This is a genomic window from Streptomyces sp. NPDC059828 (assembly GCF_042731955.1).
Classification (GTDB): Bacteria; Actinomycetota; Actinomycetes; order Streptomycetales; family Streptomycetaceae; genus Streptomyces.
This window is the reverse complement of the sequence record NZ_JBHWIW010000002.1, coordinates 85,333-109,147: the sequence shown is the minus strand read 5'-3', so window position 1 is coordinate 109,147 and position 23,815 is coordinate 85,333. Positions and strand designations below refer to the sequence as shown.

Genomic DNA, 23,815 nt, shown 5'->3' with positions numbered 1-23,815 from the left:
TGGAGCCGCCCCATGTCCTGTCCAGCGCTGCCCGAAGGGTTCGACGCCACCGACCCCGACCTCCTCCAGAATCGCATCCCCTTCCCGGAGTTCGCCGCACTGCGGCAGACCGCCCCGGTCTGGTGGTGCCCGCAGCCTCGCGGCATAACCGGCTTCGACGACGAGGGCTACTGGGCCGTCACACGGCACACGGACGTCAAGTACGTCTCCACGCACCCGGAGTTGTTCTCCTCGACCGAGAACACCGCCATCATCCGCTTCAACGAGCACATCAACCGCGACCAGATAGAGGCCCAGCGGCTGATCATGCTGAACATGGACCCGCCCGAGCACACCCGGGTCCGCCAGATCGTCCAGCGCGGATTCACCCCGCGTGCGATGCGCGGTCTCGAGACGGCACTGCGTGAGCGGGCACAGAAGATCGTCGACGAGGCGAAGCGGGGCGCAGGAGCCGACGGCCGCTTCGACTTCGTCACCAGCATCGCGGTCGAACTCCCCCTCCAGGCCATCGCCGAACTCATCGGTGTGCCCCAGGAGGACAGGGCCCGGATCTTCGACTGGTCCAACAAGATGGTGGCGTACGACGACCCCGAGTACGCCATCACCGAGGAGATCGGCGCCGAGGCGGCGATGGAGCTGATCGGCTACTCGATGAACATGGCCGCCGACCGCAAGCAGTGCCCGGCCAAGGACATCGTGACCCAGCTCGTCGCGGCGGAGGGCCAGGGCAACCTGTCGTCCGACGAGTTCGGCTTCTTCGTGCTGCTGCTCGCCGTCGCGGGCAACGAGACCACCCGCAACGCCATCAGCCACGGCATGCACGCGTTCCTCACCCACCCCGAGCAGTGGGAGCTCTACAAGCGCGAACGCCCGGTGACCGCCGCCGAGGAGATCGTCCGCTGGGCCACGCCGGTGGTCTCCTTCCAGCGCACGGCGACACAGGACACCGAACTCGGTGGCCAGAAGATCAAGCAGGGTGACCGGGTGGGGCTCTTCTACTCGTCGGCCAACAACGACCCTGAGGTCTTCGACCACCCCGAGTCCTTCGACATCACCCGCGACCCGAACCCCCACCTCGGATTCGGCGGCGGCGGCCCGCACTTCTGCCTGGGCAAGTCCCTCGCCATCCACGAGATCGACCTCATCTTCAACGCCGTCGCCGACACCCTGCCCGGCCTCCGTCTCGCCGGCGACCCGCGCCGACTGCGCGCGGCCTGGCTGAACGGCATCAAGGAACTCCAGGTCAGCGTGGGCGACTCCTGAGCCCCCGGGCACGCCGACCGTCCGCCCGGCACGACGCGTACGGACACGAGACGGTCCCACGCGCGTATGTACGAGTCCCTCGGCGCGCACGGGCGGCAAGACGGCTCTCGCACCGAGGACTTACGGCATGTCAGGGGGCGTCAAGGGGTGCCCTCCCCGAGGTGGTTCAGCCTGTCGGGCTCCGTCGCCGACGGCGGCACGGTCGACGTGCTGTTCGACGCCGCCGGCCGTGTCGCCAAAGTGAAGGGCAACACCGGCGGAAATCCGGTGGCTTGAGGCGGCCGGCGGTGGTTCCATGCCCGTCGTGACTTCTCATGATCATGACGACGACGCCCCACCCCCACAGCGGCTGCTGGACCGGATCGAGGGCTACTACGACGCGGTGCCGCGAACCTCTGCCCGCGCCGAGGACTTCCGTGCGCTGACCCTCTTCGTCCAGGAGGGGCAGGGCTGGCCGTTCTACGCCCGCCCGACCCTGGGGAGCGGCGCCGTGCCGAGCGCGGACGACGTGGAGCGGGTGCGTGCGCGGCAGCGGGAGCTGGGGGTGCCGGAGAGCTTCGAGTGGGTGGCCGAGACCGCGCCTGGGCTGCGGGCCGCCGTCGAGGCGGCGGGGCTCGTCGTCCATGAGCACCCGTTGATGGCCCTCGCGGGCGACATCGTGTCCGCCCCGGCCCCTGACGGTGCCCGCGTGCGGATCCTCGGCCCGGAGGATCCGGTACTGCCGAGCGCTCTGGCCGTGCCCCGTCTCGCCTTCGCGGAACCGGGCACGGGCATCGGTACCGCCGGCGCCGACGAGCTCGCCCGGGCGGCGCGGACCGCGGCGGACGATGGCACGGTGGCGCGGGTGACCGCCCGGATGCGGGCGGGGCTGACCGTCGTCGCGGCGGCGGAGTCGGAGAGCGTCGCGCTGTGCTCGGGCATGCACCAGCCCGTGGGTGAGGTCACCGAGGTCGTCGGCGTGGGCACACTGCCGAGCGCCCGCCGACGCGGCCTGGGCATCGCGGTCACGGCGGCCCTGGTGGAGGACGCACGGGCACGGGGCGTCAGCACGGTGTTCCTGTCCGCCGGGGACGAGGACGTGGCCCGGATCTACGCCCGGGTGGGCTTCCGGCACATCGGCACGGCGCTGATCGCGGAGCCGCCCGCGTAGCCGCCTGCGACCCGCGCCACGTGGGTACCGTCACTCTCCGCTCCCGTACGCGCACACGCAGCCGATTGATCGACTGGCGGAGCCGGGACCGGGGGCGGATCCTGACTGGACGCGGCGATCCACCCGAGGGGGCGCCGGGACAGCCGGTCCCGGCGCCCCCTCGGGCCGTGATCCAGTCGCCGCCCGTCGCGGTAGGTTTCCCGTATGACTGACAGCCAATGGAACGCCGTGGACGCCTACTTCACCGAGCACCTCTCGCCGAACGACGAGGCACTGTCGGCGGCGGTCGACGCGAGCAGGGTAGCCGGCCTGCCCGACATCGCGGTCGCCGCGAACCAGGGCAAGCTGCTGCATCTGCTCGCCGCCGCCCAGGGCGCGCGGAAGATCCTGGAGATCGGCACCCTCGGCGGCTACAGCACCATCTGGCTCGGCCGCGCGCTGCCCGCCGACGGACGGTTGGTCTCGCTGGAGTACAACCCCGGCAACGCCGACGTGGCCCGGGCCAACATCTCACGTGCGGGCCTCGACAAGATCGTCGAGGTGCGCACCGGCGCGGCACTCGACTCCCTCGCGCGGCTGGAGGGTGAGGGCGCCGGTCCGTTCGACTTCTTCTTCATCGACGCGGACAAGGTGAACAACCCCAACTACGTGGAGTGGGCGGTGAAGCTGGGCCGTCCGGGCAGCCTGATCGTCGTGGACAACGTGGTCCGCGGGGGCGAGGTGGCCGACGGGTCGAGCGAGGACGAGGCCGTACGCGCCACCCGCCGCATGGTCGAGCTGGTCGGCGAGCACCCGAGGCTCAGCGCCACGGCGGTGCAGACGGTGGGAGCCCGGGGCTACGACGGCTTCCTCCTCGCCCGGGTGCTGGACTGACCGTCCGCCGACCGCCGGTGCCGTCCAGTGGCACCGGCGGACTCACGAGTGAAGCGCCGGCGTCAGCACCGTGTTCGTGGCGCCCTGCGAATCGTCCGCACGCCGCTGCGACCGGCGGATGTGACGGATGTAGGAGACTGCACGCATGTGATCAAGGCCAGGCGCGGTGCCCGGCCGGTGATTTCCGAGAGGTGTCATGTGCCCAGCGTGGTAAAGATCAACGTCCTCACCGTCCCGGCCGAGCAGCGCGAGACCCTGGAGAAGCGTTTCGGGGCCCGCGCGGGCATGGTGGAGTCCTCCGACGGCTTCGAGTGGTTCGAGCTGCTCCGCCCGGTGGAGGGCACCGACCAGTACCTCGTCTACACGCGCTGGCGTGACGAGGCGTCCTTCCAGGCCTGGATGGAGGGCCCGATGAAGGCCGCCCACCAGGGCGGTGGCGGCGGCGAGGGCGGCGAACGCCCCCGCCCGGCCGCGAGCGGATCCGAGGTCTGGTCCTTCGAGGTGGTCCAGCAGGCCGCTCCCAAGAAGGACTGACCCGCGAAAGCCCGGATCCCGGGCGGCTTCCGGGCCGCTTCCGCAGCGCGGGGGCGGCCCGGAAGCCGTTCGCTCACGAATGCGGTGTGCCGTAGTGGCGGGAGAACTGCTCCATGGCGAACGGATCCTCCCCGGGAGGCCCGTACGGGGGCGCCTCCTTGATCTGCTGCTTCGTGCAGTCGACGTACACGATCCGCTCGTCGGCATCGACGCGCGTGATGACCCCGGCCGGCAGCAGGGCGTGCTTGGTGAAGATCCAGTGCCCCGTGTCGACCACGATGTACGACCTCCCCACGTCCTCCGAGTGCTCGCCGATCGTGCCGATCTCGCCTTCGCCGGAGAAGGCGGCCTCGACGGCGAACCCGACGAGACTCGTCCCCGGGCGATGGCCGGATTCGGCCGAGTGGGCCCAGATGTGGTGTTCCATAGCGTGCCTCCGGGCGGTGGGATGCCCCTTCTCCACGTCTACCCGTGGTGTACCCGATATTCGCTCGCCATGCAGCGCGGGCCGGATTACACAGAGCGCATGACGACCTGGTCCATACGCCCCGAACGCTTTGACACCGCCGATGCCACCGCCCTGCGCCGCGACTACTACGACGAGGTCGCGAGCCGCTACTGGGGGCGTCCGGCGACGGCGGCGGAGGTCGACGAGGGGCTGGCCGGGGACGGTGTGGAGCGGCTGACGGCCCCCACGGGAGCGTTCGTCCTGGGGCGGTACGGCGAAGAGGCCGGGCAGATCTCGCCGGCGGACGAGGCGGGTGCGTGCGGCGGCGTGCTGCTGCTGCTCGACGCGGACACCGCCGAGCTGACGCGGGTGTACATCCGGCCGGGACTGCGCGGTACGGGCGGCGGTGGCTTTCTGCTGGGCGCCCTGGAGGACGCGGCCCGGCGGCTGGGAGCGAGGCGCATGGTGCTCAACACCCGGCTGGATCTGGTCGAGGCGCGGGCGCTGTACGCGCGTCACGGGTACGCGGAGATACCGGCGTACTGCCAGGGGCCGTACATGGAGGTCTGGTACGGCAAGGAGCTGTGACACGGTTGCCCCCGGACAACCGACTGCCCGGCAGGGAGGCACAACCGCACGGCATGCCTGCCCCACCGCCCGGCACGGCGGCACGGCTTCGTCTCAGTGCGGCGGACGTGGCGGGCGGTCGTAGTGCCAGGCCTCGTGGTCGCGGTGCGGCTCGCCGCCGTACGGGCGCTCGCCGTCCGAACCGCAGAGTTCGGCGGTGAGCTCCTTCAGCAGCAGCGCCAGATCCGTGGGCCGGTCCGGGCCCCACCAGTCGCCGAGCAGCCGGGCCAGGGACTCCTCCCTGGCCGCCGACAGCTTGGCCGTCGCCTCGACGCCCTTCTCCGTCAGCATCAGCGACATCCCCTCGCGCCGGGCCAGCCCCCGCTCCTCCACCTGCCTCGAGGCCTCGGTGATCGCCTTGATCGGCACGGCGGTGACATCGGCGAGCCTGGACGGTTCGACCACACCGTGCCGCCTGATCCGCAGCAGCAGCCAGCTCGCCGCCGGGGACAGGTCGAGTCCGGCGACCCGGGTGATCTTCACGTAGATCGCCCGGCGTCCCTCCCGGGATCCGAGCACTGACAGCGCTCGGGCGCACTCGTCGTACGAGGAACGCTCGACGGGGTTGGAGGCCAGGGTCTCGGTGCCCTCCGGTGCGGTGACCGAGCCGCGCAGCTTGTCCTCCTTCAGACAGCAGGCGAACACGAAGGCGATCAGGACGATCGGGGCCGCGTACAGGAACACGTCCGTGATGGCGGTCGAGAACGCGTGCAGCGCCTGTGGCCGCAACGCAGCCGGGAGTTCCGCGATGGTGCGCGGATCGGCGGCGAGCTGGTCGGGGGTGGGTCCGGTGCCGGGCGGCAGCGGGTGGGCGACGAACGCGTTGGCGAGCCGCTCGTTGAGCAGGTTGTTGAAGATCGTGCCGAACACGGCCACACCGAACGACGCGCCGATGGACCGGAAGAAGGTCGCACCGGATGTGGCGACGCCGAGGTCCTGGTAGGTGACGGCGTTCTGCACGGCCAGCACCAGCACCTGGATGACCATGCCGAGCCCGCAGCCGAACACGAAGAAGAAGATGCCCGACTGCCAGACCGGTGTGTCCACCTGGAGCTGGTGCAGCAGGAGCAGTCCGAGCGCGGTCACCGCGGTGCCGAGTACCGGGAACACCTTCCAGCGCCCCGTACGGCTGACGATCTGACCGGATGCCGTGGAGGTGAGCAGCAGCCCGGCGACCATCGGGAGCATGTGCACCCCGGACATGGTGGGGGTGACGCCCTGGACGACCTGGAGGAAGGTCGGCAGGAAGGTCATCGCGCCGAACATGGCGAAGCCCACGACGAAGCTGATCACCGAGACCAGGGTGAAGGTGCGGATCCGGAACAGCTTCAGCGGCAGTACGGGTTCGGCCGCGTCCCGTTCGACGTGGATGAAGAGCAGGAGGAGCACGACACCCAGCACCGCGAGCCCGATGATCTGCACCGAGTTCCAGGCCCAGGTGGTGCCGCCGAGTGAGGCGACGAGCACGAGGCAGGTGGCGACGGCGGCGATCAGGAAGGTGCCCAGGTAGTCGATGGTGTGGTGGGTGCGGCGGGCCGGGATGCGCAGCGCGACCGCGATGACGAAGAGGGCGACGATGCCGACGGGCAGGTTGATGTAGAAGACCCAGCGCCAGCTCAGGTGCTGGGTGAACAGCCCGCCGAGCAGCGGCCCGAGCACGCTCGTCGCGCCGAAGACCGCTCCGAACAGTCCCTGGTAGCGCCCGCGTTCGCGCGGAGAGACGATGTCGCCGACGATCGCCATCGACAGCACGATGAGTCCGCCGCCGCCGAGGCCCTGGAGGGCGCGGAAGGCGATGAGCTGGGTCATGTCCTGGGCGATTCCGCACAGCGCGGAACCGATGAGGAAGATGACGATCGCGATCTGGAACAGCCTCTTGCGGCCGTACTGATCACCGAGCTTGCCCCACAGAGGGGTGGCGGCGGTGGCGGCCAGCAGATACGCCGTGACGACCCAGGACAGATGCTCCAGCCCGCCGAGATCGCTGACGATCGTCGGCAGCGCGGTGGAGACGATGGTCTGGTCCAGGGACGCGAGCAGCAGGCCGAGCAGCAGCGCCCCGATCGAGACGAGCACGCTCCGGTGGCTGCGTTCCGCGCCGGCGCCGGGTGTCGGGCCGGGATTCACGGCCGGGCTGGTCAGATCCCGCGCCATAGGGCCTCCTCAGGTCCGGTCCGCCTGGTCGCTCGCCCTCCCCTCTGCTTTCCGCACGTCCCATCGTGGCGGTTCCGTCCCGTTATGGCCTGCCGAGGCTGCGCCCATGGGCGCGAGGGCTGGACACGGGCTGCATAATCGCTGGCAGCTCAAGGGGAGGGGACCCACGATGACGGGACGCGTCTGTCCTGAATGCGGCGACGCATCGCCGTCACGGAGATGCGGCTGTACGGTGCGCGCCGAGCGGGCGGCGGAGCGCACGGCGGAGATCGCCGCGGCGGAGGACTTCGATCCGCTGCGCATCCGGCCGTATGTGACGCTTCCGGCGCCGCGCGGGGCGGGCCCGGACAACCCGCCTTCGAGCAGTTTCGGCGGCTTCCGCGACTTCGACACGCAGGAGATACCGCGGCTCACGCACGAGTACGAGATCCCGGGGGCGGGCACGGTCGGTTTCGCCGCGCGGCACGAGGAGCCCATTCGCCGTCGCGGCCCCGGGGTGCTCATCGCGGCAGCCGCCGCCGTGGTCGCTCTGGGCACCGGGGCGGCGTTCGCCGGCGGGCTGTTCTCCGGCGGCCAGAGCGAGCAGGACCAGGCGCTCCCCGACATCGAGAGCATGGCGCCCTTCCTGAGCGCCGCCCCCAAGGCCCCCTCGTCCGGCACACCGTCGGCTTCGGAGAAGCCTGGCAGCTCCCCGTCCGCCTCGCTCTCGGCGCTTTCGGCCTCTCCTTCGGCCTCGGAGTCGACCGCCCCGTCGCCCTCCGCGTCCGCGGCCCCGGGCTCCACCTCCTCCGCATCCCCGTCCGTCACGGCCTCCGCCGCCCCCCTGGTGTCGCGGGGCCCCGCCTCCCCTGCCACGCCGGTCACCCTCCAGCGGGGCGACAGCGGCTCCGAGGTCGTCGAGCTCCAGGAGCGCCTCGCTCAGTTCGGCCTCTACGACGGCCCTTCGGACGGCCGCTTCGGCAATCACGTGGAGTGGGGCGTGGCGTACTTCCAGGCGATGCGGGGCATCACGGCCGACGCCCAGGGCGTATACGGGCCGACGACCCGTGCGGCCCTGGAGGCGGAGACGCAGTATCCGTACGACAACGGCTGGGACGACGACTGGAGCGGCGGCAATGGCGGGGGGCGCGGCCACTAGACCGGCCTCAGAGGCGCCTCGTCACCTCACACGCCAACCCCGTCTCCCTGGCTCAGGGGGGCGGGGTTGGCGTTTGGCCGCATCTTTTGTATCGTGAAAGAACAAAGTGGTTCCCGTCCGTACTCCCTGACCGGCGGGCGGGGACCGCTCTGTTTCCCTCGCGTTCCCTACGCGCCCGGAGCTGGAGTACGCCGATGTCGGCCACCCACACCCCGTTCAGCCACACCCCGTCCGCACCGGCCGCCCTGAGCGCCCGAGCCCTGCTGCTCGACATGGACGGCACCCTCGTCAATTCGGACACCGTCGTGGAGCGCGTCTGGCGCGACTGGGCCCTCAGGCACGGACTGGACCCCGCAGAAGCGCTCAAGGTCGTCCACGGCCGCCAGGGCTACGCCACGATGGCCCTCCTGCTGCCGCACCGCCCCATGTCCGAGAACCACGCCGAGAACCGCGAGCTGCTCGCGCTGGAGACCGCCGACATGGACGGGGTCGTCCCGATCGCGGGCGCCCCGGGCTTCATGAAGGCCATCGCGGACCTGCCGCACGCGCTGGTCACCTCGGCGGACGCGCCCCTCGCCCGGGCCCGGATGGGGGCGGCGGGTCTGGCCATGCCGCCGGTGCGGGTCACGGCGGAGTGCGTGGGCGCGAGCAAGCCGGACCCGGAGGGGTTCCTCAAGGGTGCGGCAGAGCTCGGCTTCACCCCGGAGGACTGCGTGGTCTTCGAGGACTCCGAGGCGGGCATCACCGCGGGCCGCGCCGCGGGGATGCGGGTGGTCGGGGTGGGCCCGCGCGCGGGTGCGTTCGCGCCCGACGTGCACGTGGCGGACCTGACCGGGGTCGCGGTCACCGCGGGCCCCCACGGCGCGTTCACGCTCACTTTCGCCTGAAATCGCCCGCGGAGGCCCCCTGGGCGGGGCCCGGAGTCGAGGGCGGACGCCGCGTACGGACGGACGCCCGGGACCGCGGGTACGCCCCCACGCGCGGCGGTCACCCCGCGATGGCCTCGTACAGGCTGAACCCCCCCAGCGCGAGCATCAGCCCCGCCGCCACCTTGGTGACCAGCCGCAGCGGCACGTACTTCATCAGGGTCCGCCCGCCCACGATGCCGAGCCCCGCCACCGCCCACAGCGCCAGCACCGCGCCGAGGCCCACCGACAGCGGGTTGTCGTACCGAGCCGCCAGGTTCGCGGTCATGATCTGGGTGAGATCACCGAACTCGGCGATCAGGATCAGCATGAATCCGGCCCCGGAGACCTTCCAGAAGGACTGGTCCGCCGGGGCCTTGATCTGCTCGTCGTCCTTGTCGTCCTTATTCAGCAGCAGCATCGCCGCGCCCGCGAGGAACAGGACCCCGACGACCGCCTGCACGAGCCGGTGCGGCAGCAGCGTCAGCACGCTGCCCGCGGCGATCGCCAGCCCGACGTGCACGGCGAACGCCGCCGCGACTCCCGCGAAGACATACGACGCCTTGTAGCGCGTGCCGAGCATCAGCCCGGCCAGGGCGGTCTTGTCGGGGAGCTCGGCGAGGAAGACGACGCCGAAGGTGATCGCCAGGATCGTGAAGTTGAGCACAGATGCGGTCCTCTGTCGGTGGGGCTCCGCCGCACCGAGGGGACCTGACCCTGTCCGGGTCGTTCCGTTTCCGGGGTCGCTTCGGCACGGCAGGGCCCCTGAGTGGTCACGGGTCACTGCTGGCCGAAGGTCTCGCTGGCGGGCCGCGCTGGGCGGCGGTCGCCTCCGGGCGCCGGCCGAGGCGAGCTCGGCAGTATGTCGACGTTCCGGCGAAGAGCTACTCCCCTTCTGCTCCTGACAGGGTACGCGACGCACCCGGCGTCCGAGGAGCGCGCGGTTCCCGGTGCAGCAGCCCCCGCGCCACCAGCTCGAGCACCAGCGCCACCGCGATCGCCTGCACCGCCATCAGCCCCACCAGGACGAACAGCTGCACCGCCCCTGCCTGAAGCGGCGAGGCACCGCCGAGCAGCATCCCGACGAAGGCCCCCGGGAGCGTGACCAGACCGACGGTCCTGGTCTGGTCGAGGCCCGGCAGCAGCGCGTCGGACGCGGCCTCCCGGGCCACCTCCATCCGGGCGTCGCGGTCCGGCAGCCCGACGGCCATCCCCGCTTCCACCTCGCCATGGCGGTGCGCCAGCTCGTCGAGGGCCCGCCGCCCGCTGAGCACGGTCGCGGTGAGTGCCCCGCCGATGAGGATCCCGGTGACCGGGATGAGGGTGATGCCCTTGACCGGGACGAGCCCGGTGAGCAGCAGCACCGCGACGACGGGCACGACCCCGGCACCGATGGGCAGTGCCGCGCGCCACCAGGTGCCGTTCGGGGTGATGCGGCGCCCCGCGGTGCGCACGGCGACGGCGTACATCAGCAGCAGGAAGGCGAGCAGCAGGGGGACGGCCCGCACCACCCAGCCGATGAGGAACGAGACCGCGGCGAGCTGCACCGCGGCCCGCAGCCCGGCGATGGCGATCTCGCGGGAGCGGTGCGGGCCGAGGTGGGCGAGCGCCGCGACGGTGGCGGCGGTGGCCAGGAGCCCGGCGAGTACGACTCCGAAGGTGACGTTGACCGACAGCAGCACGTGTCAACCCTAAGTGGGACAAAGCGATCTGGCGGCCTGTCAATCCGGCGACCCGACCCCTTGATCTGACGTGTCCATGTCGCCACTCTGTTACCTGGCGCCCACATTGCCGCAATCCGCGGGCGCCACGATGTCCCGGGTCCTGCCCCGCGGCAGGGTCCGGAAAACCCTCAATACCCCCCACTTCCACGGGAGTTCGCATGTCCGGTGTCTACGCGCGTCGCATGTCACGTGCCACCGTCCTCGCCGCGTCCGCCGCGCTCGCCTGCGCCACCACCCTGCTGACCGCCCCCGCGGCCAGCGCCGCTCCGCCCACCCCCGTCAGCGCCGCCACGGCCCGTGCGTACCTGGCCCAGCTGACGGTCAAGGCGGAAGGTTCCTCCAGCGGTTACAGCCGCGACAAGTTCCCGCACTGGATCACCCAGTCGGGCTCCTGTAACACCCGCGAGGTCGTCCTCAAGCGCGACGGCTCCAACGTCGTCACGGACTCGAGCTGCGCCGCGACCAGCGGCAGCTGGTACTCCCCGTACGACGGCGCCACCTGGACCGCGGCGTCCGACGTGGACATCGACCACGTGGTGCCGCTCTCCGAGGCGTGGCGTTCGGGCGCCAGCTCGTGGAGCACCTCCTCCCGGCAGTCCTTCGCCAACGACCTCACCCGCCCGCAGCTCATAGCCGTCACCGACAACGTGAACCAGGCGAAGGGCGACCAGGACCCGGCGGAATGGATGCCGTCGCAGTCGTCGTACGAGTGCACCTACGTCCGGATGTGGGTGCATGTGAAGTACTACTGGAAGCTGTCGGTGGACTCCGCCGAGAAGTCCGCGCTGGCGTCGGCCCTCAGCTACTGCTGAGGTTTCGACCAAGCTCCGCGGCCGTGAGGCGAAAACGGTGGCCGTGAGTCGAGGACCGCGGCGCCTGACCCAGGGGCCTCTGCACGGAACCGCGCTACCCTCCCCCGACGTTCTTCCGTACCGTACGGGGCGGCGACGGAGGAGGGTACGCATGGCAGCCGGGCTGCGCCTTGGACCACTACTGCGGCATGTCGACTGGGAGACGGCCGACCGCGCGACCGTCTGGGTCGAGGCCGACCGGCCCTGCACGGCCGAGGTGCGCTGCGAGGCGGCCGGGGCCGGCGGCTCGGCCCGTACGTTCCAGATCGAGGGCCACCACTACGCGCTCATCCCGGTGACCGGGCTGACTCCCGGCTCGTCGACGGCGTACGAGGTGTTCCTGGACGGCCGCCGGGTGTGGCCTCTGGCGGACTCCGAATTCACGGAGTTCCCACCGAGCACCATCCGTACGCCCGCCATGGGCGCGGACGACGTCCGGGTCACGTTCGGCTCCTGCCGCTGGGCGGCGCCCCCGGCCGGTGAGCACGACCCGATCGGGCCGGACGCCTTGGACGCACTCGCCGCGCGGCTGGCCTTCGACCCCACGGCCGAGCGCCCCGACGTGCTCATACTCCTGGGCGACCAGGTGTACGCGGACGCCACGTCCAAGGCGACCCAGCAGTGGCTGGCGGCCCGCCGCGATCTGAGCGAACCGCCGGGCGTGGAGGTCGCGGACTATGAGGAGTACACCCGGCTCTACGACGAGTCCTGGCTGGACCCCGAGGTCCGCTGGCTGCTGTCCACCGTCCCCAGCCTGATGATCTTCGACGACCACGATGTGATCGACGACTGGAACACCAGCGCCGCCTGGCTCGCCGAGATGCGCGCCACGGCGTGGTGGCGGGAGCGCGTGGTCAGCGGGCTGATGTCGTACTGGGCGTACCAGCACCTGGGCAATCTCTCCCCCGCCGAGCTGGAGACCGACGAGGTGTACGCGGCCGTCCGGGAGACCCCCGACGGGACCGACGCCCTGCGGGCTTTCGCGGCACGCGCGGACAGCGATCCGGCGGGTGTGCGCTGGAGCTACCGGCGCGATTTCGGCCGGACCCGGCTGCTGATGGTCGACACCCGCGCGGCCCGCGTCCTGGACGAGGACAAGCGGGCGATGCTCGACGCCGACGAGGCGCGCTGGCTGCGCGAACAGGCCCTCGACGGGAAGGCCCTCGCTGGGGACGCCGTCGAGGGAGATGCTGCAGCGGGGGAGGCCGGGACACCCGGCCCGTACGACCATCTGCTCATCGGGACCTCGCTGCCCTGGCTGCTGCCACCTGCCATCCATGACGCGGAGAGCTGGAACGCGGCGCTGTGCCGCGGCGAGCGGGGCCCGCGCTGGGCCCGATTCGCCGAGGACCTGCGAAGACGGGCGGACCTGGAGCACTGGGCGGCGTTCCCCGCGTCGTTCGACGAGCTGACCCGGCTCATCGCGGAGGTGGGCAGCGGCCCCGGCGCCCCGGCGACCGTGTGCGTACTGTCCGGTGACGTCCATCACGCCTATGTGGCGGAGCCCGTATGGCGGGACGGCGGCCCGGACGCCCGGGTGCTGCAACTGACGTGTTCGCCGGTGCACAACGCCATCCACACGTCGGTGCGGATGGGTTTCCGCTTCGGCTGGAGCCGCGCCGGGCGGCGGCTCGGGCACGCCCTGGCCCGGCACGGCAGGACCGGGCGGCCGGTCATCGACTGGGAGCGCACGGGCGGCCCGTGGTTCGGCAACCAGCTGATGACTCTGGCGCTGCGGGGGCGCGCGGCCGATCTACGGCTCGAACAGGCGCAGGCGTTCGGGAAACGGGCGGACCGCAGGCACGCGGATCGTGCCCATACGCGCATCGTGACCATGGACGAGAGGAATCTCTCGAAAGGCCCCTGAGCCTCCCCTGATGCGCAGTACAGCACTGGCTGAATACGGCTTGAGCAGCACAAACTGGCCTGATGTTGAACTTGCAAGCATTGCTTAGGTCCGCCTAACTTGGTGTGCCGATCGGTTTCACGTCCCCAAACCGAAGGAGTCACCCCATGGCCACCAGAGCGCTTTCCTCGCGGCTGAATCAGGCCCAGCCGTATGTCCTCGGCCTGTTCCGTATCGTCATCGGCCTGCTGTTCACCTGCCACGGAGCCCGCTCGCTCTTCGGCGTCCTCGGCGCGGAGGCCGCCGGCGGCACCGCCCCGACCGGCGCATGGCCCGGCTGGTACGCGGCCCTGATCGAACTCGTCTGCGGCAGCCTGATCCTGGTCGGACTGGGCACCCGCGCCGCCGCGTTCCTCGCCTCGGGCGCGATGGCGTACGCGTACTTCTCGGTGCACCAGTCGGCGGCCCTGTTCCCGATCCAGAACAACGGCGAGCTGTCCGCGGTGTACAGCTGGGTGTTCCTGCTGCTGGTCTTCACCGGCCCGGGCGCGCTGGCGCTCGACGGGCTGTTCGGCGGCTCACGCGGCACGGACGCGGAGACCGTCACGCGTTCGGAAACCAAGGAGTCCGTCACGGCGTGACAGGGTCAGGGCATACACGCGCGTCCGGGCCCGGTGCACAGACACCGGGCCCGGCGCCGTTTCCGGTGTTCATGCACCCCCTGTGGATCTCGCCCCGGGGACCCGGCGTACGCTGGGTCGCTGTCTCTGACTAGGGGAACTCGGGGAGTCCAGGTGCTCGACAGTCTGGGGCTGCTGACCGGCAGCCCATGGATCTACGCCGTGGTGGCGCTGTCCGTACTCCTGGACGTCTTCCTGCCCGTGCTGCCCAGCGGTGCGCTGGTGATCACCGCCGCGACGGCCGCCGCCGCGGGCACGACCGCGGCGACGGCCACTGCCCCCGCGGGCGCCGCCGGTCAGGTCCCGCCCCAGGACGTGCCGTCGCTTCTCGCGCTGCTGCTCTGCGCGACCACGGCTTCGGTGCTCGGCGACCTCGTCGCGTACCGGGTCGCCTGGCGCGGCGGAGAGCGCCTGGACAGGGCGATCGCCCGGTCACGGCGGCTGACGTCCGCGCAGGAACGTCTCGGCAAGGCGCTGGCGCGAGGCGGTGGCCTGCTCGTGGTCATCGCGCGCTTCGCCCCGGCCGGCCGCTCGGTGGTCTCTCTCGGCGCCGGCGCCGCGCATCGCAGGGTCAAGGAGTTCCTGCCGTGGTCCGCCCTGGCGGCCGTGGCGTGGGCCGGCTACAGCGTCGGCCTCGGCTATGTCGGCGGCCAGTGGCTGGGTGCCACCTGGGTGGGCGTGGCGGTGTCGGTCCTCGCCCTCTTCGCGGCGGGCTCCCTGGCGGCGTACGTCATGCGGCGCCCGGGGACGACGCCTCCGGCTACGTCCGCGACTCCGACGGGGACCCCGTAGCGGACTTCCCTCCGCGCACTTCGAGGCTGCCCAGCAGGGCGAGGGTCGCCTCCGTGATCTCGTCGACGGCCCGCTCGAACGCCTCCCGGTTGTGCGCGGCAGGCGCCCGGAACCCGGAGACCTTCCGCACGAACTGAAGGGCCGCGGCCCTGGCGTCCTCCTCGGTGGCCTCATGAGGGAGAACGGGCGGCCGGAGGGTCTTGATGCTGCGACACATGCCTCCAGTGTGGGCCACCGCGCGCCGGGCACACAGGACCGGGAGCTATGCGGCGTCCGGGACCTCTCCGTCCCGCGCCGACGCGGCTTTCACCGCCGATGCCCACTCCACCAGCAGCCGCTGGTACTCGGCCTCGTCCACTGCCGACAGCCGTCCTCCGGAACGGGCCCAGAGCGCGCGGATCTCCGCGTTCACCACGGCGGCGGACCGCACGGAACCAGGCTTGCGAAGGTCGGGGGACATATACACAAGGCTACGGCTCCCCACTGACAATGGACGCCCATAGGCTGCGTTGGTGACGGACACCATAGTGATCGCGGGTTTCAGCGGTCCCCCACAGGGCGGGAGCGCGGACGCGTCTGTCGCCGCGCCGCGCGGCTCTGGAATGCGCTGAGCTGCGAAGAGGCGCAGGCTGTGAGCGTAGCCGTCCTCGGTGGTGCCGTACCAGCGGCCCTCGGTGCCGTGAACTGGGGGCGCCCAGGCCGAAGGAGGGCGCGTGAGCAGCTACCCGTCCGGCTACCCACCCATCGCCGATCACGGCATGGTCGGCGATCTCCAGACCGCCGCGCTCGTGTCGTCCGGAGGCACCATCGACTGGTGGTGCACCCCCCGGTTCGACTCCCCCAGCGTCTTCGCCTCGATCCTGGACAAGGAACGCGGCGGCCACTGCCGGTTCGCGGCGGACCTGACGGGCGAGGACGGCGCCACGGTCCGGCAGCTCTACCTCTCGGACACGGCCGTCCTGGTCAACCGTTTCCTGGCCCCGGGCGGCGTCGGTGAGGTCGCGGACTTCATGGTGCCCATCGACAGCGCCAGGCCGACCGACCGGCACCGCCTGGTCAGGGTCGCCCGGGTGGTACGGGGCAGCCTGCCGTTCACGTTCACCTGCCGCCCACGCTTCGACTACGGGCGCGCCCCGCACACCCTGGCGCAGACCGACGAGCACTCGGCGATCCTGCACGGGCCGGGTACGGACCTTCATGTGCAGGCCACCGCACCCGTCGCCCTGCACGCCGACAGCACCGACGGCTTCGACGACATCACCACAGGCTTCACGCTCGCCGCAGGCAAGAGGGCGGCGGTGGTGCTGACAAGCACGGCGAGCGGCGCGCCCGCACCCGCATCGCCGTCCCTGGACGAGATCGCCGACGAGCTGGAGGCCTGCCGCGTGTTCTGGCAGTCGTGGCTGCGCTCCGCCACCTACCGGGGCCGCTGGCGCGACATGGTGAACCGCTCGGCGATCACGCTGAAGCTGCTCACCTACGCCCCGACAGGCGCGCCGATCGCCGCGGCCACCATGGGGCTGCCCGAGCAGATCGGCGGGGAACGCAACTGGGACTACCGCTACACCTGGGTCCGCGATGCCTCCCTGTCCGTAAGGGCCCTGACCGATCTGGGCTTCGAGACGGAGGCCAACGCCTTCCGCCGCTGGCTGCGCGACCGCATCGAGGCGGGCGGGACCGTCGGGGCGTCGCGGGACCCGTTGCAGATCATGTACCGGGTCGACGGCGACCCCCACCTCACCGAGGAGGTCCTCGACCATCTGGAGGGGTACATGGGCTCGTCGCCGATACGCGCGGGCAACGCCGCGGCCGACCAGCTCCAGCTCGACATCTACGGCGAGGCCTGCGACGCCCTGGCGCAGGGCCACGACATGGGAGCCATCCGCGGCTGGAAGGCGGTCAGCGACGTACTGGACTGGCTCGCTGACAACTGGGACCGGCCCGACGAGGGAATCTGGGAGACCCGCGGCGGCCAGAAGAACTTCACGTACAGCCGCCTGATGACATGGGTCGCGTTCGACCGCGGCATTCAGCTGGCCACCACGTACTCCCGCCCCGCCGACCTCGCCCGCTGGACGGACGTCCGCAACGCGGTCTTCAAGCAGATCGTCGCACGCGGCTGGAACGACGAGCGCCAAGCGTTCGTCCAGCACTACGACACCGACGTCTTGGACGCCTCTCTGCTGCTCATGCCACGGGTCGGCTTCCTCTCCCCGCGCGACCCGGCCTGGTTCAGCACGCTCGACGCCATGGACCGGGAGCTGGTGAGCGACAGCCTCGTCTACCGGTACGACCCGGCGGCGTCCCCGGACGGACTGCGCGGATCCGAGGGCACGTTCAATCTGTGCAGCTTCCTCTACGTGGAGGCGCTGGCCCGCTCCGGCCGGCTGCAACAGGCCCGGTACGCCTTCGACAAGATGCTCACCTACGCCAACCACGTCGGGCTCTTCGCCGAGGAGATCGGGCCCTCCGGGGAGCAACTGGGCAACTTCCCGCAGGCGTTCACGCATCTCGCGCTGATCGCCGCGGCGATGGCACTCGACGAGCAACTCGACAGGGCGGAGACCCGGCCGAGCTGATCCGCGGAGGCGACACCGGTGTCCGAGAGACAGCCCCCTTCACAGCCGTCCAAGGCGCAGCGGCGGGTGCTCGCCCCCCTCGCGCTCGCGCAGTTCATCTGCAGCTTCGCGGGCTCCAACATGAACGTGATGATCAACGACATCAGCGAGGACCTGGACACCACCGTCCAAGGCGTCCAGGTCGCCATCACCGTCTTCCTGCTGGTGATGGCGGCGCTGATGATCCCCGGCGGCAAGCTGACCGACCGCTACGGCCGCAAGCGCTGCCTCCTCGCGGGCCTCGTCATCTACGGCATCGGCGCCCTGCTGAGCGCGGCGGCCCCCGGCCTGGGTGTGCTGATCCTCGGCAACTCGATACTGGAAGGCATCGGCACGGCCCTGCTGATCCCGCCCGTCTACATCCTGACGACGCTCCTGTTCACGGATCTGACCTCACGCGCCCGCGCCTTCGGGGTGATCATGGCACTGGGCGGGGTCGGAGCGGCCGCCGGACCGCTGATCGGCGGACTCATCACCTCATGGCTGAGCTGGCGTGCGGCCTTCGTGTTCCAGGCCCTGGTCATCGTGGTGATCATCCTGCTCAGTCGGCGCATCACCGACCCACGGCCGCCCGATCCGGGACGGCCCTTCGACACCACCGGAGCGGTCCTCTCGGCCGTCGGCCTCATCCTCGTCGTGATGGGCATCCTGGCAGCAGACAACAACGTCTGGCTGATGATCGGCCTGCTCGTGCTCGGCGCCCTCGTACTCCTCTGGTTCTTCCGGTCGTCCCGCGCCAAGGAGCGTGCGGGAGCCGAACCCCTTCTGTCCCCCAGCCTGTTCCGCAATCGCACCTCCAACCTGGGCCTCGTCACCCAGAACGTCCAGTGGCTGCTGCTGATGGGGTCGTCGTTCACCGTCGCGGCCTACCTCCAGGTCGTACGCGGCTACGACGCCATCCAGACCGGCGTCATCTTCACCGCCGCCACGCTCGGCCTGCTCGTGTCGTCCCTCGCAGCCGAACGCCTCGCGAAACGACGCCCCCAGCGGACCCTCATCATGACCGGCTTCATCGTCACCATCGCAGGCATCGCCCTCCTGGTCGCCCTGGCCGGCTCCACCTCGAACCCCTGGGCCCTGGCCCCTGGGCTGGCGCTCATCGGACTGGGCCTCGGCGTGATGCTGACGCCGTCGGTGAACGTCGTCCAGTCCAGCTTCACCGAGGAGCAACAGGGCGAGATCTCCGGTCTTTCGCGGTCCGTGTCGAACCTCGGCTCGTCGCTGGGCACGGCGGTCGCGGGCACGATCCTGGTGTCCGGCCTCACCACCGGGGCGTACGCCGCCGCGATGATCACCCTCGCGGTCATCGGCCTGGGCGGCCTGGCCGCGGCGGTACTGCTGCCCCGGGCGTCGTCACAGAGCGAGCGCTGACGCAGCGTCGCGACCCGCCCGGTTGGCAGGAAGAGGTTGCCGGTTCTCCCACCGTTCACGACAACTCGGTTGAACGGACAGGTGCGAAGGGCGGACGGGCACCACCCCGTGCGGTCCCCCGAAAGGGTGGGCTGCCGCGGGTACGCACCACGACCCACCAGCCGACGCACCACGCTGAGCACGACCCGAAGGAGAACCGCATGGTGCATCAGCCGCCTCATTGCCCTCATTGCCCCGCCCGACCGGCGCTCTGGAAGGACGCTTCCCGTACTGCTCCCGGTCACGAGGACCGTTGGCAGTGGTACTGCGCCGTGTGCAGGAGACGTTGGGCGCCGACTTCCGCGCAGAGGATGACGTTCACCCATGGGGCACCAAGAGGGCAGGCCGGCGCCCTACGGTAGCGACGGCTGCACCGGCGGGGACGAGGCACGGCAGCCGTGATGCTCAGCGACCGCGATCACTCGGCAGTGTGTGGCGGGAGCGATGGCAGGATGTGAGGGTGGCGACGAATCGGCCGTGGACAGAGGTTCACGGTGACCTGCTGGCGGCGAAGACACTGGTGTACGACACGAGCGGCTTTGCCTGCTCACAGCCGGTACCCGAACCGGAGAGCGCCGAGTACGCGGCCTGTGGTTTCACGCTCGACGGGCTGTCGGCCAGATTCCGCGTGGCCAAGACCACCCCGACGAAGGCCGGCCAGTTCGTCACCGTGTGGCAGCGATCCGCAGAAGGCCCGATCCGGCCTTTCGATGCAGACGATGGGGTTGATCTCTTCGTCATCAGCAGCCGTGACAGCGGCCACTTCGGACAGTTCGTGTTCCCACGAGCGGTGCTGTGCGAGCGTGGCATCGTGTCCCGGAACGGCCTCGGCGGGAAGCGCGCGTTCCGCGTCTATCCACCGTGGGTGACCACGACCAGTCGTCAGGCTTGCAGCACTCAGGCGTGGCAGGTTGACTACTTCCTGCCCCTCGGGGAGGGCGCGCCTGTCGACATGGCGCGCGCCCAAGCCCTTTACCACCCGTAGGTGCCTACGCCGCCGAACGTCGGCGGTGTCACGCAGTTGGACACTCACCCCGCGCTGTCGCCTCTCCTCTTGCGGCGCCTTTCGTCGTCGTGTTCTACGGCTGGGCCCACATCGCACCGCACGACCCCCGGGGCTGGCCGCCGCTACCTGCTGGTCCAGCCGCAGCCGCATCACCCGCGATGGCGCATCGAGGACAGAATGAGCGAGAGGATGCTCAACGCTCATACCTCGGCTCGTGTGTCTGCTCCCCGTCGGCCCTCCATTCGCGTTCGATGCTCCGCATGAGCGCCGGAACCACGATCAGGGACCGGAACGGTTTGATGGCGGACATGTAGGCGGCACCGAGCCGACCGTTCGGCTTGACCAGGACCGCCATCTGGCCGCGGTAGCCGCCGGAGCCGTCCGGAACCCAGCCCATGTGCATGACGGTGTGTACGGTCCGGTTGGCCATCTCGGACGCCCACTCGTCCTGGAGCAGATACAGCGAGGTCAACGGTACGTCGGTGAAATCCGGGCCCCGTTTTGCCCTGCGCAGATCACTCGGCAGCCGGTCCCGGAGCGAAGGCACCCGGGATCCCACAGCGGCCTCCTTGCCGTCCAATCCGCACAGTGCTCCGATCTTCTGCCGGGCCGTCCAGAGGCACCGGACCAGGAAGGGCGCGCCCTGAGGAAAGCTGTCCGACTCCGCGTCCGAGACCATGATCGACACCAGCCGGGGGAACGCGTCGGGACCGCCCGGTGTCGGCAGCATCCAGACGTCCTCGACCTCGAAGTCGGGGGTGATCTCGTGGATCCGCCAGGGACGCGACGTGTGCGCGGTGTTGGGCAGTTTCATTCCTGAGCCTCCTGGACAGGTGGCAGGTTGAGCACGCCTCGGACGGCTCTTTCGGCGAGTTCGACGTCGTAGGGAGCGTGGCCGGCGAGCGAGATCCCGACCGCTTCGACGACGCCGAGATAGGCCGATGCCGTCTCGGCGGGCGGCGGCCCTGGCGGGATGGCCCCGCTGCTGCGCCCGGCGGCGATCAGGCCGGTGCAGTCGGCTTCGAGCCGGTCGACGATGTCCGTGATCGCCTGGCCAACGGGATGGTCCTGGCCCGCGAACTCGACTCTCAAAGTCATCATGACGTTGGCCACGTCGCGGCGGCAGTAGACGGCATGCCCCCGCGCCAGCGCCAACAGCGCCTCGACAGGGTCGGATTCAGCGGCGACGAGACGGCCCACCTCGGCCTCCCAGGTCTCCTCGACCCACTTCACCACCGCGAGCGCAAGTTCCTCTTTGTTGGCGAACTGGTGATACAGAGCGCCGCGCGTATAGCCCGCCTCGCCGGCCACGCGCTCCAGGACCAGATTGGCGTACCCGTACATGGACAGCCCCCGCGCCGCGGCCTCCAGCAGAGCGGCCCTGGTCTGGGCCCGCCGGTCTGCCTGCGTCCGGCGGACCCCCTCCGGCTTCTCGGTCATCACCATCTCACCCTCTTACATACGTACATGCATGTAGGTTAACATCGTCGTGCCACTGAGCAATCAGACGCAAGGGAAGGCCGTATGAGCGTCGAACCAATGCGTGACTCGAGCCTGGGCACTGCTTTCTTCCCGGCCGTCCGCCAACAGCAGCCGGTCCCGGAGCGGATCCGCGCCCTCAGCACCATGACCGATCCCGGCTACGTCGACCTCTTCACCATGTCAGGCGGGCTGCCGGGCAGCTCAGCGACACAGTGGGCGAGAGCCTTGTTCGAGGAAGTAGCGGGCCGCGAGGGGCAGTTCATCTGGCGGGTACTGCTCGGCCTGCGACTCACGGCGTCACCTGACCGGGTGGCCGGATGGCGGATCGCCGACCGCCGCGACGACTGGATCAGGCTCGAGGCCCGTTCCTGGTTCCTGACCGGGCACCTCGTCGTCCAGGCCGATGACGAACAGGTCTCGCTCGCCACGTTCGTCCGCTACGACCGCCCGGTGGCCTCGCGCATATGGCCACCGCTGGCCAAGAAGCACCGCCAGTTCGCCCCCGATCTACTGCGCGACGCACACCGGCACATCAGCCAAGCCCGAACCGACCGTCCCGGTACGGCCCGGGCCGATGAGTAAGGGCCGGCCTCGGCCGTCGACGTATCCGCTTCACGTCCAAGAATGCTGTGCCACCGGGCGATTGTCCGCGACATGCCCATGGCATTCCCGAATCAGAACCTCAGACCCAGGAGTTCCATTGCTCAAGTCTTGGCCACTTCGCATTTCGGCGCTGATAGCCGCCCCTGTGATCGCCGTGGGGTTAAGCACTGAAGCCTCCGCCCACAGCGGCAACACCTGGGTGTATCTGAAGAACTCAAGCGCTCCCAACGGACACTCCGCCGCCATGGTCCACGTCGACGACGGAGACATTTTCCGCGTCTACGACAACTACGCGGACGGGCACGGCGTCCGGGGTTACCTCGAAGAGCTCAGGCCGGAGGAAGGAGGTTTCGTAAGAGTGCATGACTCATACAACGGCAAGGGCTACATCTCCTACAGTGAGTTCAGGTACGACGTCAAACCCAATCGTCAGTACCAGATACGAGTGTGCACCGTGGACGGAGTAGAAGACTCCACTCCTGTCAAATGCTCAATCCGTAAGGATTTTACAGAGTAATCAGAATTCGCCGCGAGTCGCCTGTTCGCTGCCCTGACGATGAGCCACCAAACGTCTCGTAGCACGTGTCAGGTGTGGTAATCCATAGACCGAGGAGATCCCTTGTCCAAGTCCTGGTCGCTTCGCATTCTGGCGCTGATCGTCGCCCCTGCGATCACCGTCGGGTTAAGCACTGAAGCCTCCGCCTACAGCGGCAACACCTGGGTGTATCTGAAGAACTCAAGCGCTCCCAACGGACACTCCGCCGCCATGGTCCACGTCGACGACGGAGACATTTTCCGCGTCTACGACAACTACGCGGACGGGCACGGCGTCCGAGGTTACCTCGAGGTGGGTAGTGCTGCTGTCGGGTGGGTCCGGCTGCACAGCTCGTACAACGGCAACGGCTACATCAGTTTCAGCGAGTTCAAGCGCGATGTCGTGAAGCCTTATGTCCATCGGATCAAGGTATGCACGGCCGACGGAAGTGAGGACACCTCTCCCGGCCCGTGCTCGCCGTGGAAAGTCTTCGTCGAGTAATCGACCTGCCTCACGGGTGACCCGTCACTAGTTTGACAGGTCGACAGCTCCAGCCTTTCCGTGACGATCCGTCGGGTCGTCTGGTGGCGGTTGCGGCGCGCCGGACGATTCGCGGACACGCCGATGGCGAATCAAGTCAGTCGAACGGCGGTGGGAAAACGCCGTCCCGCCTCTATGGCGCGGGCCGGCGGGCAACGCTACGCGTATACGTCGCTGGCCGCCGCCAGCAGCCGGCAACAGGCGTCACGTCGCACCCGGCGTCGCCAGCGGCTGTGCTGCGCACGGCTCCGGCGACGCCCGGCAACCAGAGCTGAAGCCATCGTGCACCGCGGCATCGACCGGAAGAGCAGGGAACTCGGCTCACCCCAGCTGGGCCCGCTGCCGAGATACTGCGCCAAGGGCCCCTAGCCATGATCGGCGAGGGGCCCTTGCGCTGATGGACGCGGACGGGCTCGAACCGCCGACATCCGCCTTGTAAGGCTGACGCGGGCCGCACACCGGTCTCGGTGGTCAACCAGCTTGCGAGGCCACCGAAGCAATCGATGCACACTGAGCCCCACACACCCGACTTGACTGCGACTGAGTTCGATCCGGCACGGATCCGGCACGTCCGTCCTCGGAACCGACGCCACCCCGGTCCCGGCACTACGGATCCCTTGGGTGAATCGCGCTCCC

26 protein-coding genes are annotated in these 23,815 nt (G+C 70.0%); 18 read left to right on the top strand and 8 right to left on the bottom strand.

Going from position 1 to position 23,815, the window contains the following annotated elements; translation table 11 throughout:
• Nucleotides 1-12 precede the first annotated feature (12 nt).
• From ACFV6V_RS01500 to ACFV6V_RS01480, 5 genes are all read left to right on the top strand, one after another.
• Nucleotides 13-1,263 carry a cytochrome P450 gene (locus ACFV6V_RS01500; RefSeq protein ID WP_385557406.1) on the top strand — a complete coding sequence of 417 codons (1,251 nt, stop codon included), beginning with the start codon at nt 13-15 and terminating at the stop codon, nt 1,261-1,263.
• 147 nt (nt 1,264-1,410) lie between these two features.
• Nucleotides 1,411-1,539: a hypothetical protein gene (locus ACFV6V_RS01495; RefSeq protein ID WP_385557403.1), complete on the top strand. Its 129-nt coding sequence runs from the start codon at nt 1,411-1,413 to the stop codon at nt 1,537-1,539.
• Nucleotides 1,540-1,558: 19 nt separating this feature from the next.
• On the top strand, nt 1,559-2,413 hold the full coding sequence (locus ACFV6V_RS01490; RefSeq protein WP_385557400.1) for a GNAT family N-acetyltransferase: 855 nt from the start codon (nt 1,559-1,561) through the stop codon (nt 2,411-2,413).
• 204 nt (nt 2,414-2,617) lie between these two features.
• Nucleotides 2,618-3,286: an O-methyltransferase gene (locus ACFV6V_RS01485; RefSeq protein ID WP_385557397.1), complete on the top strand. Its 669-nt coding sequence runs from the start codon at nt 2,618-2,620 to the stop codon at nt 3,284-3,286.
• Between the two features lie 198 nt (nt 3,287-3,484).
• Nucleotides 3,485-3,820 (top strand): antibiotic biosynthesis monooxygenase family protein, encoded by a 336-nt coding sequence (locus tag ACFV6V_RS01480; RefSeq protein WP_385557394.1) that lies wholly within the window; start codon nt 3,485-3,487, stop codon nt 3,818-3,820.
• 73 nt (nt 3,821-3,893) lie between these two features.
• On the opposite strand, the gene ACFV6V_RS01475 is transcribed toward ACFV6V_RS01480, so the two are convergent.
• Nucleotides 3,894-4,247, bottom strand: a complete 354-nt coding sequence (locus ACFV6V_RS01475; protein ID WP_385557391.1) for a PRC-barrel domain-containing protein — start codon at nt 4,245-4,247, stop codon at nt 3,894-3,896.
• A 99-nt stretch (nt 4,248-4,346) separates the two neighbouring features.
• On the opposite strand from ACFV6V_RS01475, the gene ACFV6V_RS01470 reads away from it, so the two are divergent.
• Nucleotides 4,347-4,856, top strand: coding sequence for a GNAT family N-acetyltransferase (locus ACFV6V_RS01470; protein ID WP_385557388.1), 510 nt, complete (start codon nt 4,347-4,349; stop codon nt 4,854-4,856).
• A 93-nt stretch (nt 4,857-4,949) separates the two neighbouring features.
• On the opposite strand, the gene ACFV6V_RS01465 is transcribed toward ACFV6V_RS01470, so the two are convergent.
• Nucleotides 4,950-7,049 carry an MFS transporter gene (locus ACFV6V_RS01465; RefSeq protein ID WP_385557385.1) on the bottom strand — a complete coding sequence of 700 codons (2,100 nt, stop codon included), beginning with the start codon at nt 7,047-7,049 and terminating at the stop codon, nt 4,950-4,952.
• Between the two features lie 232 nt (nt 7,050-7,281).
• Between ACFV6V_RS01465 and ACFV6V_RS01460 the strand changes: the two genes are divergently transcribed.
• Nucleotides 7,282-8,187, top strand: a complete 906-nt coding sequence (locus ACFV6V_RS01460; RefSeq protein ID WP_385557382.1) for a peptidoglycan-binding protein — start codon at nt 7,282-7,284, stop codon at nt 8,185-8,187.
• A gap of 194 nt (nt 8,188-8,381) precedes the next feature.
• Nucleotides 8,382-9,074 (top strand): HAD-IA family hydrolase, encoded by a 693-nt coding sequence (locus ACFV6V_RS01455; protein WP_385557379.1) that lies wholly within the window; start codon nt 8,382-8,384, stop codon nt 9,072-9,074.
• A gap of 100 nt (nt 9,075-9,174) precedes the next feature.
• Here ACFV6V_RS01455 and ACFV6V_RS01450 read toward each other — a convergent pair whose 3' ends face one another.
• Both ACFV6V_RS01450 and ACFV6V_RS01445 read right to left on the bottom strand, forming a co-directional pair.
• Nucleotides 9,175-9,759 (bottom strand): TMEM165/GDT1 family protein, encoded by a 585-nt coding sequence (locus ACFV6V_RS01450; protein ID WP_385557377.1) that lies wholly within the window; start codon nt 9,757-9,759, stop codon nt 9,175-9,177.
• 217 nt (nt 9,760-9,976) lie between these two features.
• On the bottom strand, nt 9,977-10,774 hold the full coding sequence (locus tag ACFV6V_RS01445) for an ABC transporter permease (RefSeq protein WP_385557374.1): 798 nt from the start codon (nt 10,772-10,774) through the stop codon (nt 9,977-9,979).
• 200 nt (nt 10,775-10,974) lie between these two features.
• Here ACFV6V_RS01445 and ACFV6V_RS01440 point away from each other — a divergent pair, with 200 nt between their 5' ends.
• The 4 genes from ACFV6V_RS01440 (at nt 10,975) to ACFV6V_RS01425 (ending at nt 14,985) form a co-directional block, all read left to right on the top strand.
• Nucleotides 10,975-11,628 (top strand): DUF1524 domain-containing protein, encoded by a 654-nt coding sequence (locus tag ACFV6V_RS01440; RefSeq protein ID WP_385557371.1) that lies wholly within the window; start codon nt 10,975-10,977, stop codon nt 11,626-11,628.
• Between the two features lie 151 nt (nt 11,629-11,779).
• Nucleotides 11,780-13,534, top strand: coding sequence for an alkaline phosphatase D family protein (locus ACFV6V_RS01435; protein WP_385557368.1), 1,755 nt, complete (start codon nt 11,780-11,782; stop codon nt 13,532-13,534).
• A gap of 146 nt (nt 13,535-13,680) precedes the next feature.
• The gene (locus tag ACFV6V_RS01430; RefSeq protein WP_385557365.1) at nt 13,681-14,154 is read left to right on the top strand and encodes a DoxX family protein; all 474 of its coding nucleotides are present in this window, start codon (nt 13,681-13,683) and stop codon (nt 14,152-14,154) included.
• Between the two features lie 153 nt (nt 14,155-14,307).
• Complete coding sequence (locus ACFV6V_RS01425) at nt 14,308-14,985, top strand: DedA family protein (protein WP_385557362.1); 678 nt, start codon at nt 14,308-14,310, stop codon at nt 14,983-14,985.
• Here ACFV6V_RS01425 and ACFV6V_RS01420 read toward each other — a convergent pair.
• Together ACFV6V_RS01420 and ACFV6V_RS01415 are read right to left on the bottom strand one after the other, a co-directional pair.
• Nucleotides 14,954-15,202 carry a DUF2277 domain-containing protein gene (locus ACFV6V_RS01420; RefSeq protein WP_385557360.1) on the bottom strand — a complete coding sequence of 83 codons (249 nt, stop codon included), beginning with the start codon at nt 15,200-15,202 and terminating at the stop codon, nt 14,954-14,956. The two genes, ACFV6V_RS01425 and ACFV6V_RS01420, sit on opposite strands and share 32 nt — an antisense overlap.
• 45 nt (nt 15,203-15,247) lie before the next feature.
• Nucleotides 15,248-15,445, bottom strand: coding sequence for a hypothetical protein (locus tag ACFV6V_RS01415; protein WP_385557357.1), 198 nt, complete (start codon nt 15,443-15,445; stop codon nt 15,248-15,250).
• Nucleotides 15,446-15,698: 253 nt separating this feature from the next.
• Between ACFV6V_RS01415 and ACFV6V_RS01410 the strand changes: the two genes are divergently transcribed.
• The 3 genes from ACFV6V_RS01410 to ACFV6V_RS01400 all read left to right on the top strand — a co-directional run bounded on the left by ACFV6V_RS01410 (nt 15,699) and on the right by ACFV6V_RS01400 (nt 19,998).
• Nucleotides 15,699-17,564, top strand: a complete 1,866-nt coding sequence (locus tag ACFV6V_RS01410) for a glycoside hydrolase family 15 protein (RefSeq protein WP_385557354.1) — start codon at nt 15,699-15,701, stop codon at nt 17,562-17,564.
• Nucleotides 17,565-17,582: 18 nt separating this feature from the next.
• Nucleotides 17,583-18,974, top strand: coding sequence for an MFS transporter (locus ACFV6V_RS01405; protein WP_385557351.1), 1,392 nt, complete (start codon nt 17,583-17,585; stop codon nt 18,972-18,974).
• A gap of 499 nt (nt 18,975-19,473) precedes the next feature.
• The gene (locus ACFV6V_RS01400; RefSeq protein WP_385557348.1) at nt 19,474-19,998 is read left to right on the top strand and encodes a MepB family protein; all 525 of its coding nucleotides are present in this window, start codon (nt 19,474-19,476) and stop codon (nt 19,996-19,998) included.
• 214 nt (nt 19,999-20,212) lie between these two features.
• Here ACFV6V_RS01400 and ACFV6V_RS01395 read toward each other — a convergent pair whose 3' ends face one another.
• Entirely contained in the window at nt 20,213-20,833 is a 621-nt protein-coding gene (locus tag ACFV6V_RS01395) for a DUF2867 domain-containing protein (protein WP_385557345.1), read from the bottom strand.
• Entirely contained in the window at nt 20,830-21,459 is a 630-nt protein-coding gene (locus ACFV6V_RS01390) for a TetR/AcrR family transcriptional regulator (protein ID WP_385557342.1), read from the bottom strand. The genes ACFV6V_RS01395 and ACFV6V_RS01390 overlap by 4 nt, the downstream gene beginning before the upstream one ends.
• An 84-nt stretch (nt 21,460-21,543) precedes the next feature.
• Here ACFV6V_RS01390 and ACFV6V_RS01385 point away from each other — a divergent pair, with 84 nt between their 5' ends.
• The 3 genes from ACFV6V_RS01385 to ACFV6V_RS01375 all read left to right on the top strand — a co-directional run bounded on the left by ACFV6V_RS01385 (nt 21,544) and on the right by ACFV6V_RS01375 (nt 23,140).
• Nucleotides 21,544-22,083, top strand: a complete 540-nt coding sequence (locus ACFV6V_RS01385) for a hypothetical protein (RefSeq protein WP_385557339.1) — start codon at nt 21,544-21,546, stop codon at nt 22,081-22,083.
• Between the two features lie 118 nt (nt 22,084-22,201).
• Nucleotides 22,202-22,621, top strand: a complete 420-nt coding sequence (locus ACFV6V_RS01380) for a hypothetical protein (RefSeq protein WP_385557337.1) — start codon at nt 22,202-22,204, stop codon at nt 22,619-22,621.
• 102 nt (nt 22,622-22,723) lie between these two features.
• Nucleotides 22,724-23,140, top strand: a complete 417-nt coding sequence (locus ACFV6V_RS01375) for a hypothetical protein (RefSeq protein WP_385557334.1) — start codon at nt 22,724-22,726, stop codon at nt 23,138-23,140.
• Nucleotides 23,141-23,815: the final 675 nt, after the last annotated feature.

Excerpts from the sequence above, each read along its gene's own strand:
- ACFV6V_RS01455 (WP_385557379.1), top strand. The coding sequence starts at position 8,382 with ATGTCGGCCACCCACACCCCGTTCAGCCACACCCCGTCCGCACCGGCC.
- ACFV6V_RS01415 (WP_385557357.1), bottom strand. The coding sequence starts at position 15,445 with ATGTCCCCCGACCTTCGCAAGCCTGGTTCCGTGCGGTCCGCCGCCGTG.
- ACFV6V_RS01440 (WP_385557371.1), top strand. The coding sequence starts at position 10,975 with ATGTCCGGTGTCTACGCGCGTCGCATGTCACGTGCCACCGTCCTCGCC.
- ACFV6V_RS01475 (WP_385557391.1), bottom strand. The coding sequence starts at position 4,247 with ATGGAACACCACATCTGGGCCCACTCGGCCGAATCCGGCCATCGCCCG.
- ACFV6V_RS01500 (WP_385557406.1), top strand. The coding sequence starts at position 13 with ATGTCCTGTCCAGCGCTGCCCGAAGGGTTCGACGCCACCGACCCCGAC.
- ACFV6V_RS01390 (WP_385557342.1), bottom strand. The coding sequence starts at position 21,459 with ATGACCGAGAAGCCGGAGGGGGTCCGCCGGACGCAGGCAGACCGGCGG.
- ACFV6V_RS01420 (WP_385557360.1), bottom strand. The coding sequence starts at position 15,202 with ATGTGTCGCAGCATCAAGACCCTCCGGCCGCCCGTTCTCCCTCATGAG.
- ACFV6V_RS01470 (WP_385557388.1), top strand. The coding sequence starts at position 4,347 with ATGACGACCTGGTCCATACGCCCCGAACGCTTTGACACCGCCGATGCC.
- ACFV6V_RS01485 (WP_385557397.1), top strand. The coding sequence starts at position 2,618 with ATGACTGACAGCCAATGGAACGCCGTGGACGCCTACTTCACCGAGCAC.
- ACFV6V_RS01385 (WP_385557339.1), top strand. The coding sequence starts at position 21,544 with ATGAGCGTCGAACCAATGCGTGACTCGAGCCTGGGCACTGCTTTCTTC.
- ACFV6V_RS01430 (WP_385557365.1), top strand. The coding sequence starts at position 13,681 with ATGGCCACCAGAGCGCTTTCCTCGCGGCTGAATCAGGCCCAGCCGTAT.
- ACFV6V_RS01465 (WP_385557385.1), bottom strand. The coding sequence starts at position 7,049 with ATGGCGCGGGATCTGACCAGCCCGGCCGTGAATCCCGGCCCGACACCC.
- ACFV6V_RS01435 (WP_385557368.1), top strand. The coding sequence starts at position 11,780 with ATGGCAGCCGGGCTGCGCCTTGGACCACTACTGCGGCATGTCGACTGG.
- ACFV6V_RS01395 (WP_385557345.1), bottom strand. The coding sequence starts at position 20,833 with ATGAAACTGCCCAACACCGCGCACACGTCGCGTCCCTGGCGGATCCAC.
- ACFV6V_RS01490 (WP_385557400.1), top strand. The coding sequence starts at position 1,559 with ATGCCCGTCGTGACTTCTCATGATCATGACGACGACGCCCCACCCCCA.